This is a genomic window from Uliginosibacterium gangwonense DSM 18521 (assembly GCF_000373965.1).
In the GTDB taxonomy this organism is placed as follows: Bacteria; Pseudomonadota; Gammaproteobacteria; order Burkholderiales; family Rhodocyclaceae; genus Uliginosibacterium; species Uliginosibacterium gangwonense.
Map to the genome: position 1 here is coordinate 53,862 of NZ_KB892868.1, position 12,754 is coordinate 66,615.

At 59.6% G+C, this 12,754-nt stretch carries 12 protein-coding genes; 3 read left to right on the forward strand and 9 right to left on the reverse strand.

What is annotated here, in order from left to right; translation table 11 throughout:
• The first annotated feature begins 26 nt into the window (after window positions 1–26).
• Together B145_RS0122955 and B145_RS0122960 are read left to right on the forward strand one after the other, a co-directional pair.
• On the forward strand, window positions 27–1,313 hold the full coding sequence (locus B145_RS0122955; RefSeq protein WP_033407985.1) for an AmpG family muropeptide MFS transporter: 1,287 nt from the start codon (window positions 27–29) through the stop codon (window positions 1,311–1,313).
• On the forward strand, window positions 1,310–2,020 hold the full coding sequence (locus B145_RS0122960) for a uracil-DNA glycosylase family protein (RefSeq protein WP_018610535.1): 711 nt from the start codon (window positions 1,310–1,312) through the stop codon (window positions 2,018–2,020). Before B145_RS0122955 ends, B145_RS0122960 begins: the two co-directional genes overlap by 4 nt.
• 102 nt (window positions 2,021–2,122) lie before the next feature.
• Here the strand turns inward: B145_RS0122960 and B145_RS28970 are convergent, their stop codons facing one another.
• From B145_RS28970 to B145_RS0122990, 6 genes are all read right to left on the reverse strand, one after another.
• A complete protein-coding gene (locus B145_RS28970; RefSeq protein WP_018610536.1) occupies window positions 2,123–2,260 on the reverse strand; it encodes a hypothetical protein in 138 nt (45 codons plus the stop codon).
• Between the two features lie 106 nt (window positions 2,261–2,366).
• On the reverse strand, window positions 2,367–3,218 hold the full coding sequence (gene nadC, locus B145_RS0122970) for a carboxylating nicotinate-nucleotide diphosphorylase (protein ID WP_018610537.1): 852 nt from the start codon (window positions 3,216–3,218) through the stop codon (window positions 2,367–2,369).
• Window positions 3,219–3,449: 231 nt separating this feature from the next.
• Entirely contained in the window at window positions 3,450–4,343 is an 894-nt protein-coding gene (locus tag B145_RS0122975; RefSeq protein WP_157288599.1) for a DMT family transporter, read from the reverse strand.
• A 164-nt stretch (window positions 4,344–4,507) separates the two neighbouring features.
• Window positions 4,508–5,983: a bifunctional ADP-dependent NAD(P)H-hydrate dehydratase/NAD(P)H-hydrate epimerase gene (locus B145_RS0122980; RefSeq protein WP_018610539.1), complete on the reverse strand. Its 1,476-nt coding sequence runs from the start codon at window positions 5,981–5,983 to the stop codon at window positions 4,508–4,510.
• Between the two features lie 28 nt (window positions 5,984–6,011).
• Window positions 6,012–7,292 (reverse strand): nucleotide sugar dehydrogenase, encoded by a 1,281-nt coding sequence (locus B145_RS0122985; protein WP_018610541.1) that lies wholly within the window; start codon window positions 7,290–7,292, stop codon window positions 6,012–6,014.
• Window positions 7,293–7,397: 105 nt separating this feature from the next.
• Entirely contained in the window at window positions 7,398–9,305 is a 1,908-nt protein-coding gene (locus B145_RS0122990) for a potassium transporter Kup (RefSeq protein ID WP_018610543.1), read from the reverse strand.
• Between the two features lie 256 nt (window positions 9,306–9,561).
• Here B145_RS0122990 and cobA point away from each other — a divergent pair, with 256 nt between their 5' ends.
• Window positions 9,562–10,341: a uroporphyrinogen-III C-methyltransferase gene (cobA, locus tag B145_RS0122995; protein WP_157288600.1), complete on the forward strand. Its 780-nt coding sequence runs from the start codon at window positions 9,562–9,564 to the stop codon at window positions 10,339–10,341.
• A 5-nt stretch (window positions 10,342–10,346) separates the two neighbouring features.
• Here cobA and B145_RS0123000 read toward each other — a convergent pair whose 3' ends face one another.
• The 3 genes from B145_RS0123000 to B145_RS26780 all read right to left on the reverse strand — a co-directional run bounded on the left by B145_RS0123000 (window position 10,347) and on the right by B145_RS26780 (window position 12,715).
• Window positions 10,347–10,817, reverse strand: a complete 471-nt coding sequence (locus B145_RS0123000) for a hypothetical protein (RefSeq protein WP_018610546.1) — start codon at window positions 10,815–10,817, stop codon at window positions 10,347–10,349.
• 102 nt (window positions 10,818–10,919) lie between these two features.
• Window positions 10,920–11,759, reverse strand: a complete 840-nt coding sequence (gene queF / locus B145_RS0123005; RefSeq protein ID WP_018610547.1) for an NADPH-dependent 7-cyano-7-deazaguanine reductase QueF — start codon at window positions 11,757–11,759, stop codon at window positions 10,920–10,922.
• Window positions 11,756–12,715, reverse strand: a complete 960-nt coding sequence (locus B145_RS26780; protein WP_018610548.1) for an alpha/beta hydrolase — start codon at window positions 12,713–12,715, stop codon at window positions 11,756–11,758. Before B145_RS26780 ends, queF begins: the two co-directional genes overlap by 4 nt.
• Window positions 12,716–12,754 lie beyond the last annotated feature (39 nt).

Consider the following 12,754-nt stretch of genomic DNA (forward strand, 5'->3'; position numbering starts at 1 on the left):
CTACTTTGTTGCCGTCAGTCGCTGCCGTGCCTGAAACCAAACGCCCTCTCTGGCTTGAAGTCTTGCTGAACCGACGCATGCTGATCTGCATCGTCACCGGCTTTTCCTCCGGTCTGCCACTCTACCTGTTGCTCAACCTGCTGCCTGCATGGCTCAAGACCGAGGGCTTGAGCCTCAAAGTTATAGGGGCATTCGCGCTGATCCAGTTCCCTTACACCTGGAAATTCCTCTGGTCGCCCTTTCTGGATCGCTACGCACTCCCCTTGCTTGGGCGCCGCCGTGGCTGGATGCTACTCACCCAGGTATTGTTGATCGTAGGCATTGCTGCAGTGGGGCAACTCAAGCCCTCCACCCAGGTGGGGCTTATCTTGGTACTGACTGCGCTGATTGCCTTTCTGTCTGCCACGCAGGATATCGTGCTGGACGCCTTCCGCCGCGAACTGTTGCCCGAAATCGAACTGGGCCTGGGTAACGCTATCCATGTGAATGCCTACAAGATCGCAGGATTGGTGCCCGGCTCCATCTCACTGATTCTGGCAGACCGCATGCCCTGGGGGAGCGTCTTTCTCATCACCGCCCTCTTCATGCTCCCCGGTGTGGCCATGAGCCTGCTGGTTGCCGAGCCCAAAATGATCGCAGCACCACCGCGCACCCTGCGTCAGGCGGTGGTTGAGCCCTTCCATGAATTCTTCAGCCGCCACGGTGTCAAGGCCGCGCTATGGGTGCTGGCCTTCATCTTCCTCTATAAGCTTGGGGATGCCCTGTGCACCGCGCTGGCGACTCCTTTCTATCTCGACATGGGCTTTACCAAAACCCAGATCGGGCTAATCGCCAAGAATGCGGGGCTGTGGCCCAGCGTGATCGGCGGCCTGCTCGGCGGGCTGTGGATGCTCAGGCTCGGCATCAACCGGGCATTGTGGGTATTTGGCGTGCTGCAATGGATCGCCATCCTGGGCTTTGCCTGGATGGCCTGGCTGGGGCCTGCCCCGGCTGATTCTTTCCGGCTGTGGGCGCTGGCGCTCGTGATCGGCATGGAAGCCGCAGGCGTCGGCCTGGGGACCACCGCTTTCGTCGCCTACATCGCCCGAACCACCCACCCTGCCTACACCGCCACCCAGTTGGCGCTCTTCACCAGTCTGATGGTCATCCCGCGCACGCTCATCAGTGCCGGAGTCGGCTGGTTGGTTGAATCGCTGGGATGGTTTGATTTCTTTCTGCTCTGTGCGGTGCTGGCCGTGCCGGGTATGCTTCTGCTTTTCAAGGTGGCACCGTGGTCTGGCGGTGACACCAATGCCATCAAGGAACAACAATGAGTGCCAAATTGATCGAGGCCGCCCGCATCCTGTCTGACGAAGTCGCCACGATGCGCTTTGCGGCCCCCGTCACCCATACCTACAATCCGCTCGACTACGCTTGGGCACCACACGAGGAATACCTCAAACGCTTTGGCAAAGGGCGTAAAAAGGTAGTGTTCATCGGCATGAATCCCGGCCCCTTCGGCATGGTGCAGATCGGTGTGCCCTTCGGTGAAATTGCTTCGGCACGGGATTGGATGGGGCTCTCCGCTCCAGTGAAGAAACCGGCCAGCGAAACGCTGGATCGCCCCATCGAGGGCTGGGATTGCCCACGCTCCGAGGTCAGCGGACGCCGCCTGTGGGGCTTGTTTGCCGAACGCTTTGGCGCCCCAGAAACCTTTTTCGCCGAACACTTCGTGGCCAACTACTGTCCACTGGCTTTCTTTGAAGGCAAACGCAACGTCACGCCGGACAAACTCCCAGCTGCGGAACAGGCGCCCTTGCTGGCGGCCTGCGACCGCCACCTGCGCGCGCTGGTCGAAGCCACCAAAGCGGAATGGGTGATCGGCATCGGTGCGTGGTCAGAGCAACGCGCTCGTCAGGCTTGCGCGGGGCTACCCGTCAAATATGGCCGAGTATTGCACCCCAGCCCGGCCAGCCCGGCAGCCAATCGTGGCTGGGCAGAAGCAGCCACCAAGCAACTGGGCGAACTGGGAATCTGGTAAAAGCCCCCGAGCCCACCATAAAAAAACAGCATGACCACGCCAAAGCAGCGTAGTCATGCTGTTTTGCTACAGGGCAAGGCTTGCCTTGCTCTTCTGTTCTCCCTACAGATACAGCACTGCGGGAAACACTGTCAGTGCCAAGATGTAGATCAACCATTCAGCATTATTCCGGGCCAGAAAGCCGGTGAAATGCATGATCAAAATCACAATGGCCACAACATAATATAAAACGAACAGCATACCCAGACTCCTGTCAGCACATAAACGCCCGGCTCTGCGGAACCTGCCGGCGGCCTTGCAACAAAGGCTTCAACAGGTTCTTGGGGAGTCAGGTCAGGCAAGTCTTTCAATCTTCAATATGGCGTAGCGACAGATCCACAGCCTGCACGTCCTTGGTCAGCGCACCAATGGAAATGCGGTCCACACCCGTCTCAGCAATTTCTCGCACCCGCTCCAGGCTCACCCCGCCAGAGGCCTCCAGCTTGGCCCGCCCGGCTGTGATGCGCACGGCCTCGGCCATGTCCGGCACGCTCAGGTTATCAAGCAGAATGAGCTTGGCGCCGTTTTGCAGCGCCTCTTCCAACTGCCCCAGGTTTTCCACCTCAATTTCGATGAACGCGTTCGACGGCGCCAACGCCTGTGCCTTCTGCAAGGCCTGCGCCACACCGCCGGCAGCAATGATGTGATTTTCCTTGATCAGGATGCCATCATACAACCCAATCCGGTGATTCACCCCACCGGCGATCTTGACCGCATATTTCTGCGCCAGCCGCAGCCCCGGCAGGGTCTTGCGCGTATCCACAATATGGGCCTTGGTACCTGCCACGGCCTTGATATGCCGGGCGGTCGCCGTTGCAGTGCCCGAGAGCAGTTGCAGGAAGTTCAAGGCCGTGCGCTCGGCCGTCAGCAAGGCACGGGCGCTGGCGAAAATATCGCACAGCGTCTGGTTAGCCGTCACACGGTCGCCATCCTTGGCGTGCCAGACGATGCTGGAATCCGGGTCCAGCATCTGGAAGACCGCCTCAAACCAGGGGGCGCCACACAACACTGCGTCTTGGCGGGTAATCACCCGCCCCTGGGCAGAAGCATTGGCCGGAATCAATTGGGCGGTCAGGTCCCCCGTCCCCACATCCTCTGCCAAGGCATGCGCCACAGCACGTTGAATCTCAATCCGCAGTTGTTCGCTCAAACCAGTCATGTTTCCCATTCCTTGCAATCTATCATCACCCGCTCAACAGCCCAGGCATCAGGAAGGCTGATTGTACATGGCCTGGAAGGGGGAAATGTAAGCATGGATGGCGCCGTCACTACCACTCACAATCAACCCCTGCCAGCATGATATGTGCAGGCTGCTCATGACATTACTCAGAAACCCCCGCAGCGTGGCATGCCCTACCCCATCGTCGGCATGCCATGGCAAGCAAAAGGCTCAGGCGGGCTTGGAGAAACGGGACTTCAGGGCCACCATACCGCCGGAAACGGCAATGATGACCATGCCCAGGATACTCAGACCATCCGGTACGTGGGCAAACACCAGCCAGCCCAGCAAGCCTGCCCACAGCATCTGCAAATAATTCACTGGCGCCAGCAAAGAAGCAGGCGCATCGCGGTAAGCCAGGGTGAACAGGTAGTGCCCCAGGCCACCAGTCACCCCCATGCTGAAGAACAGCAGCAACTCAAAAGGCGAAGGCAGTACCTTTGTCCAGAACCACGGCAACAGGGCGCCAAAACACACAGCCCCCGTCGAAGCGGTATAGAAGAGCATGGTAATGGGGCGCTCGGAACTGATCAGGATGCGGGACAGCAATTGATAGACGACACCCGCCGCCACCCCGCACAGCACGTAGAAGACCCCCAGCGGCTCAAGCCCGCCCCCTGGGCGCGCCACAAGCAGCACGCCAGCAAAGCCGAGAATGGCGGCAACCCAGCCCAGCGCACCGATCTTCTCCCCCAATACAGGCCCGGCGAGCAATACCACCAACATGGGCGCCAGGAACTGGATGGAAGTCACCTCGGCCACTGGGATACGCCGCAGCGCCAGGCTGACGAAGAGAGACACCACCATCAGGCAGACCGCCCGCAACAGCACCAAGCCGGTCCGATGCGTGCGGATCAGGCGCTTGCCCTGGCGGGGCGCCAGGATCACCACCATCAGCAGGCAATGCACGATGTAGCGCATCGCCACCACCAAGGGGACGTTATAGCGGGTCGCCAGATACTTGACTGTAACATCCAGGCAGGAGAACAGCAGCAGGGCACAGATGAAAAGCATCACCCCCCGGAAAGGGTGGCGTCCAGATAATGCAGGGGATGAGTCGCTCATGGGGGTTGTCTGACAAATGCAGCCTTGCATTATCCTCCAGAACCCAGGGCCTGTTCACAATTACCTCGCCAGTCATACTCATGTGCTGCGGGATGCAGCGCCAGGCGGTGCGACGCAACAAGGGTGGCCCCCTGTCAGGAGTACCCACGCCGCGATGCGCCCAATCAGGACTTCAGCCAGGTGTTGAACACAGCACGGGCAGCATCAATGGTTTCTCCCGCACACAGGCCCACAGGGCCTTGCCCGGTGGCAACCAGACGATCTGCGGCCACACCATGCAGGTGCACCGCCGCCAGGGTCGCCTGGGCGGGCGTCCAGCGCTGAGCCAGCAAGGCCAGGATCAGCCCAGTCAGCACGTCCCCCATGCCTGCAGTGGCCATGCCACTGTTGCCACTGGTATTGATGTACCAGCGCCCCTCTGGCGTAGCAACGATGGAACCGCAGCCTTTGAGCACCACACAGGCTTTGAAGCGGGCAGCCAACTCCACCGCGCAATCCACGCGATCGGCCTGCACCTCGGCCACCGAAGTACGGGCCAGCCTTGCAGCCTCAGCAGGATGAGGCGTCATCACGCTACCGGGCTGGCGTTGAGTCAGCAGGGTCTGCAGGGCCGGATTCTCAGCAAGCAGATTCAAGGCATCGGCATCCAGAACTACCGGGCCGGAAAATGCCATGGCGCGCCGTAGGTGCTGACTGGCCGCGTCAGACACGCCCAAACCTGGGCCAATGGCCAGCGCTGTGGCCAAGAGATGCAGGTCTCCCGGTTGGCGCAGCATCAGTTCGGGATACTGCGGGTCAAACGTGAAACCCGGTGCCTCCAGCAAGCCCAGGAGTACCTTCCCGGCCCCCAGGCGCAGCGCCGCACGGGCGGCCAGAATCCCAGCTCCCGTCATGCCTGCCGCCCCACCGATGATACCGGCAGAGCCAAAACTCCCCTTGTGCACATTGTGTGGACGGGGCTGAAGGCTTTTGGCAAAACAGGCTGGCGCGATGGTTTGCCCACCCAAGCCTTCGGTCTTCAAGCCCAGATCAAAGAGCCGAAGCTCACCGCAATGGTCCGGCCCATCCAATGTGAGCAAACCCGGCTTGAGTGCAATGAAGCTGGCCGTATGGCTGGCCTGCACGACGGGCCCCACCACACGCCCGTTTTCGGCATCCAGCCCGGAGGGAACATCGAGTGCCAACACCGGGCAAGTCATGGCGTTGACACGGGCAATCCATTCGGCATACATCCCTTCGATGGGGCGCTTCAGGCCAATACCGAACAGCCCATCCACCACCAGGGACCACTGTCTGCCAATGAAATCGGGGAACACCTGCCCGCCCGCAGCCAGCCAGGAGGCATGCGCCTGCGCCGCATCGGACGGCAGGCTGGCGGGCTCAGCAAGGCTGGCCAGAACAACGTTGACGCCGCGCTGCAACAATTCGCGGGCCAGGACATAGGCGTCCCCGCCATTGTTACCCGGCCCGGCCAACACCAGTACGCAGCCGGCATGGCTTGCCAGCAGTTCCAAGGCATACTGCGCGGCGGCACAGCCTGCACGTTCCATCAAGGAGGGGGTGCAATGCGCATGGGTGTGCTCCAACCGGCGCAATTCGCTATAGCCCAATACACTCTGCGCCTGCTGCACTTCGTCCATTGCGGCCCCCAATCGTGAGAATCCCCTGCTAGAGTCGCCAGACAGAATAGCCTGCCGCCTGCAACGCTACTTGATCGTGAATGCTCTTGACATCTACAAACACACCACCGGGCAGCAAGCGTTCGGCCAATTTCCGGCTCCCCATATCCAGATAGTGCTTGTGGGAGACCGCCGCCACCAGGGCGGATGCTTGAGGCAGGGCATCCCAGGCTGTCAAACCAATGCCATATTCATGTTTGCATTCGGCACCATCGGCAATCGGGTCGTGCACCAGCACTTCAATGCCATAGCTCTGCAATTCACGAACCACATCAATCACCTTGCTGTTGCGCAAATCAGGGCAGTTTTCCTTGAACGTCATGCCCAACACGATCACCTTGCCGCCCTTGACGGGCAAATCGCGAGCAATCATCTGCTTGACGGTCTGCTCGGCCACATACTTGCCCATGCCATCGTTGATGCGGCGCCCGGCCAGAATCACATCCGGGTGGTAGCCCAACATCTCGGCCTTATGGGTCAGGTAATAGGGGTCCACGCCAATGCAATGCCCGCCCACCAGACCGGGGCGGAAAGGCAGGAAATTCCACTTGGTGCCTGCCGCCTGCAGCACTTCCAGTGTATCGATACCCAGACGATGGAAGATCACTGCCAGTTCATTCATCAAGGCAATGTTCAGGTCACGCTGGGTGTTCTCAATCACCTTGGCGGCCTCGGCCACCTTGATGCTGCTGGCGCGATACACCCCGGCAGTGATGATGGCGCCATAGACCTGCGCCACACGCTCCAGGGTTTCCGGGCTATCGCCTGAAACAATCTTGGTGATCTTGGTCAGCGTGCGTTCACGGTCGCCCGGATTGATGCGTTCGGGGCTATACCCCACAAAGAAATCCTCACGCCACTTCAAGCCCGAGTGACGCTCGATCACCGGGATGCACACTTCTTCCGTGGCCCCCGGATACACCGTGGATTCAAACACCACAGTCGCCCCACGCTTGAGGTACTTACCCACGCTCTCGGAACTCTTGATGAGCGGGGTGAAATCCGGTTGATGCGCCTCATCGACCGGGGTGGGCACCGCCACCACGATGAAATCAGCCTCTGCCAGCGCGGCTGGATCAGTCGTACAGCGCAGCAGGTGGGCGGCGCGCAGTTCATCACCCGGCACCTCGCCGGTCGGGTCTACATGGCGGGCATACGCGTCCACCTTGGCCTGGGAGAGATCAAAACCAATCGTCCGGTACTTCTTACCGAACTCAACCGCCAGGGGCAAGCCAACGTAACCCAGGCCCACAACCGCAATCGTACTCATAGAAGACATCCAGCTACCACTTATTCAGACAGGCTGGGAGCATGCGCCAGGCGCCGCCGGGACGCAAGCGGCGCCGTCGGAAAATCCGCATTTACCACACGCGATTCAAATTTCGACCTGCGTGCCAAACTCCACCACCCGGTTGGCCGGGATCTTGAAGAAATCCGCAGCACTGCTGGCGTTGCGGAACATGAAGAAAAACAGCCGCTCACGCCATATGACCATCCCAGGTTTGACATGAGACACCAGCCGCTCGCGCCCAAGGAAGAAAGTCGTCTCCATCATGCGGAAGCCCAGACTGTTGGCCTCGCTGGCCATCCGCAGCGCCTCGGGAATATCCGGCTCGTCCTTGAAGCCATAGCGTACCGTAGCGCGGTAGAAGCCATAATCCAGCTGCTCAACCTCGATACGATCAATATCCGGTACATGGGGCACGTCTTCCGTATTGACGGTCAACAATACCACCCGCTCATGCAACACCTTGTTGTGCAGCAGGTTGTGCAACAAGGAACGCGGCACCCCATCGGGGTTGGAGGTCATGAACACGCCCAGCCCTTCAACACGATGGGGCGGCGCATGCTGCAAGGATTGCAGGAAGAGTTCCAGCGGCATGGTTTCCATGCGGGTCCGCTCGGTGAGCAGCCCACGACCCCGTTTCCAGGTTGACAGCAGCGCATACACCCCGCCGCCCAAAGCCAGGGGGAACCAGCCGCCATCAATCACCTTCACCGAACAGGCCAGAACGAAGGACAGATCGACAATCAGAAAACCAATCAGGAAGATCGAACTCTTCCAGCCCGACCAGTTCCACAAATGCTGCACCACCACGAAAGCGAGGATGGTGTCGATCATCATGGTGAAAGTCACCGCAATGCCATAGGCAGAGGCCAGATTGCTTGACGAGCGAAAGCCCAGCACCAGGGCAACCACCGCCAGCAACAAGGCCCAGTTGATCCCCGGCACATAGATCTGGCCGATTTCCTTGGCCGAAGTATGAATGTAGGCAATCCGTGGGCAGTAACCCAACTGGGTGGCCTGCCGGGTCAACGAGAAAGCACCGGAGATCACCGCCTGCGAAGCAATGATGGTTGCCATCGTCGACAAACCCACCATAGGGTACAAGGCCCAATCCGGCGCCATCAGGTAGAAGGGATTGCGGATCGCTTCCGGCTCGGCCAGCACCAGCGCCCCCTGCCCCAAATAATTCAGAAAGATACAAGGCAAGACGAGACCAAACCACGCAAGTTTGATCGGGCGACGCCCGAAGTGCCCCATATCGGCATACAGCGCTTCACCCCCTGTAACCGCCAGCACCACTGAACCCAGGGCGAGAAAGCCATGTAACCGGTACGTTACAAAAAATTCCAGGCCGTACCACGGATTGACCGCTGCCAACACGCTGGGGTAATTGACCACATGGGCCACCCCGAGCACGCCCAGCGTCAGGAACCACAGCACCATCACCGGCCCGAACAGCGCCCCCACACTGGCAGTCCCCTTGCTCTGCATCCAGAACAAGCCCACCAGCACCACAATCGTGATGGGGACAACAAAGGGCTTAAGCGTCGGGGTCGCCACCTCCAACCCCTCCACGGCAGAGAGAACCGACATCGCTGGCGTAATGACGCCATCCCCATAAAACAGGGCCGCGCCAAACATACCCAGCATCGTCAGCGCGATCATCAAGCGGGGGGAGTCGTGCGCAGCGCGCTGGGCCTGGGCTGTGAGCGCCATGATGCCGCCTTCGCCACGGTTGTCGGCACGCATGATGAAGACGACATACTTGAGCGAAACAATCAGCATCAACGACCAGAACACCAGCGACAGAATGCCCAGCACGTTGTCGTGGCTGGGCACCACGCCGTGCACGCCAAACACTTCCTTCATTGTATACAGCGGACTGGTGCCAATATCCCCATACACCACCCCAACCGCTGCCAGCGTCAACGCGGCCAGGCGCGACCCCGAGGCTTGGCCTGCATGTCCGCCAGACTGCAAATCATGTTGCGACATCTATATCCTCAAATGCTTGAGCAAGGCAGATCAAGGCTCCGCCAACAAACAGCGCAAAGAAATGCCTTTTTGCGATGCAGAATCGCGCGACGCTACCACCGCTGCAGCGCGGACACAACAAAACCCTATTGGCAAAATACCCGGAATGCAGTTTTCAAAGGCATTCTTACAACACCCCAAGCACCACAACCGATTCGGCATTTGCGCCAGACCCGGTTACACTCACGAGGCCTTTTGTTACGGTTTGACATGCATCATGACTGCTTCCCTCTCCCCTGATTCCCATTGCGTCGGTAAGGTCTTTCTTGTCGGCGGTGGCCCTGGCGACCCCGAACTGCTGACCCTCAAGGCGGCACGGCTGCTGGCACAGGCCGATACCGTGGTGTATGACAATCTGGTCAGCGCCGCCGTCCTTGCACACGCTCACGAGCAGGCCGAACGCATCTATGTCGGCAAAAAAGCGGGCAACCACAGCCTGCCACAAATTGATATCAACAGCCTGCTGATTGAACTGGCCCGCAAGGGCAAATGCGTGGTGCGCCTCAAAGGGGGCGACCCCTACATTTTCGGGCGCGGCGGTGAAGAAGCCGAAGCGCTCTGGGAGGCGGGCATCCCCTTTGAGGTTGTACCCGGCGTCACCGCCGCAGCGGGTGCCGCTGCCTATGCGGGCATCCCCCTGACGCATCGAGATCATGCCCAATCCTGCTTTCTGGTCACCGGCCACCTCAAGGATGAAAGCTGCGATCTGGACTGGCCCACCCTGGCCCGCCCCGGCCAGACCCTGGTGATCTACATGGGCCTGACCTCGCTGCCAGAGATCAGCCGCCAGCTCATTGCACATGGCATGGCCGCAGATACCCCGGCCGCCTGCGTGCGGCGCGCCTCGCTACCTGAACAAAAAACGGTGATCGGCACCATTGCCGACTTGCCCAGAATCGTGCACGAGCAAGGCATCAAGCCGCCAGCGCTGCTGATTATCGGCAGCGTAGTCAGCCTGCATGAAAAACTGGCTTGGCACGAATTGCCATCGGCATAACAAACTCAAAGCCCGAGCATGGTGGTGACCACCTGCAGATGGGCATCGGCCTCTGCGCGCCCACTGCGGGATTCGCGCAAGGCCATATGCCAACGTGCCACGGCGCTTTTGGCCGCCGCCGAATCACACACCTTTTCCAACAACAAAATGATGGAATGCGCCATGACGCCCAGACTTTCCGTCGCCCTGTGCTTCATGAATTGCATGGCATCTGCCCACCCCGTTGGCAGCGTATCCGCCGCCACAGCAGGCGCCATTGTTTTCACAGGTGCGGCAAGCAGCCCCGCAGCCATTAACGCAATCAACTCAGCCCGTAAATCACGCCCCGGCAACATGGCTCCGATCTGCACAAGACTGCGAGAGCCATCCACCAGCCGCAACAATTGACGCTGTCGGCCATTCACGCGGGCGTCCCCCAGACTCAAACCATCGTCGCCCTGCGACGTTCTTTTTGGCACAAAATCATCAGCAAGCATGGCACATCACCATAAGGGAAAAGCCCCTACAGGATGCCCTGCCCCTCAGACATGCTCATGAAAGTTTTGTGACCGCTCTGTGACGATAGACAGACGGGCCAGTTACTGGCGCACTTCAAACACATTATCCGGCCCCCACCCCGCCTCGCTGGCACGAAAGGGGTTGATATCCAGCCCACCACGCCGTGTATAGCGTGCCCACACTGCAAGTTTGCGCGGCGCACACTGCGCCATGATATCGGTATAAATCCGCTCCACGCACTGCTCGTGAAACTCGTTATGCTCACGGAATGACACCACATAACGCAACAAGGCTTCCCGATCCAGTGCGGCCCCACTGTAACGGATCATCACCGTTCCCCAATCGGGCTGGCCGGTTACCAGACAGTTCGATTTGAGCAGATGGGAGTACAGCAACTCATCTTCCACCTCATGCCCCGACACGGTCCGCAGCAAGGCAGGCGTTGGTTGATAGCAGTTGATCTCTACATCCAGCCCATCCACACACGCCCCATTCGGATAGGCATAATGCCGGATGGGTTGTTCGTCCAAGCTATGGATCTCCACCGCAACAGACGCCCCCGCAGCCGCCGACAGATCACGGCGCACACACTCACGCACTGCGACCACATCGGCAAAACCCGTCTGATTGAAAGAATTGAGATAGAGCTTGAGCGACTTGGATTCAATCAGGTAGGGTGAGGTAGCGGGGATGCGGAAGACCCCCAGCGCAACCTGGGGTTTGCCACGCAGGTTGAGCCAGGAAATCTCGTAGGCATTCCACAAATCCTCGCCTACAAAGGGTAAGGCACCAGACGCGATTCCCAACTCGTCACGCTTTTGCTGGCGCAGAATAGGGAACAACAGTTCTGGGGCATAGTTGCTACGGTACTCGGTTGCCCGCCCCAGCAAGGACTGCTCCGGCGTAAATTCCTTCGTCATTTTACCTCCTCCAACCCGAAATCTTCGCGCAAACAACGCCCGATCAGCGACACTGCATCGTCGGCCGCCAAAAATATACGGGGAAAAGTCAAAAAACCATGAATTGCCCCAGCATAATCATGGTAGCGTACCGGCACCCCGGCAGCCCGCATTTGCTGGGCATAGGCTGCCACACCGGGAGTAAGCGGATCACACTCGGCACTCAGGATAAGCGCAGGCGCCAGCCCGACATGGCTCTTTGCCAACGCGGGAGAAGCCCGCCAATCCAACCGGTCTGCCTCAGTATCCAGATAGTTATACATAAACCAACGCATGCCTTCGGCATCCAGGAAATGGCCCGCCTGATACGGCGCATCAGCCTTCCAATCCGAAGCCAGATTCACCACCGGATAAATCAACAACTGCTGCGCCAGCACCATACCCGCATCCCTTGCCAGCAAGGCCAGCACCGCTGCAAGATTGCCTCCGGCAGAATCCCCGCCAACGGCCAACTTCGCAGTATCCAGACCATACCCACCGCCGTGGCGCTGCAACCAGCATAACGTCTGCCAAGCGTCATCCAACGCGGCGGGGAAACGGTTCTCTGGCGCAAGCCGATAATCCAGCGTGAACACAGCAATGCCAGAGGCATTGGCAATGGCTCGACACAATGGGTCATAACCCGCCAGATCCCCCAGGGTCCAGCCCCCGCCATGCAACCACAATAGCACAGGCAACGCGGCATCACCTGCCCGCATCGGGCGATAAAGTCGGGCGGAAAGCGGCCCCCCTTCATGCTCACGACGCGCAATGTGGCAGTCCTGTACCAGAACTTCCGCGCAAGGCTCGGTGCGGTACAGATACAGCATCTTGGCATAATTGCGGCGCGCGACATCGATTGGCAGCTCGCTCAGGCGAGGCGCATCGATGCGATGAAGCATCTGGAGAAAACTGCGGGCACGATCATCAAGCGGCATGGCAGATTATCAGGCAATAACAGGCAGGTGACAGACAAG

What these genes read in the sequence shown, in the direction of transcription:
- B145_RS0122960 (WP_018610535.1), top strand. Translation starts at nt 1,310, where the DNA reads ATGAGTGCCAAATTGATCGAGGCCGCCCGCATCCTGTCTGACGAAGTC.
- B145_RS28970 (WP_018610536.1), bottom strand. Translation starts at nt 2,260, where the DNA reads ATGCTGTTCGTTTTATATTATGTTGTGGCCATTGTGATTTTGATCATG.
- nadC (WP_018610537.1), bottom strand. Translation starts at nt 3,218, where the DNA reads ATGACTGGTTTGAGCGAACAACTGCGGATTGAGATTCAACGTGCTGTG.
- B145_RS0122975 (WP_157288599.1), bottom strand. Translation starts at nt 4,343, where the DNA reads ATGAGCGACTCATCCCCTGCATTATCTGGACGCCACCCTTTCCGGGGG.
- B145_RS0122980 (WP_018610539.1), bottom strand. Translation starts at nt 5,983, where the DNA reads ATGGACGAAGTGCAGCAGGCGCAGAGTGTATTGGGCTATAGCGAATTG.
- B145_RS0122985 (WP_018610541.1), bottom strand. Translation starts at nt 7,292, where the DNA reads ATGAGTACGATTGCGGTTGTGGGCCTGGGTTACGTTGGCTTGCCCCTG.
- B145_RS0122990 (WP_018610543.1), bottom strand. Translation starts at nt 9,305, where the DNA reads ATGTCGCAACATGATTTGCAGTCTGGCGGACATGCAGGCCAAGCCTCG.
- cobA (WP_157288600.1), top strand. Translation starts at nt 9,562, where the DNA reads ATGACTGCTTCCCTCTCCCCTGATTCCCATTGCGTCGGTAAGGTCTTT.
- B145_RS0123000 (WP_018610546.1), bottom strand. Translation starts at nt 10,817, where the DNA reads ATGCTTGCTGATGATTTTGTGCCAAAAAGAACGTCGCAGGGCGACGAT.
- queF (WP_018610547.1), bottom strand. Translation starts at nt 11,759, where the DNA reads ATGACGAAGGAATTTACGCCGGAGCAGTCCTTGCTGGGGCGGGCAACC.
- B145_RS26780 (WP_018610548.1), bottom strand. Translation starts at nt 12,715, where the DNA reads ATGCCGCTTGATGATCGTGCCCGCAGTTTTCTCCAGATGCTTCATCGC.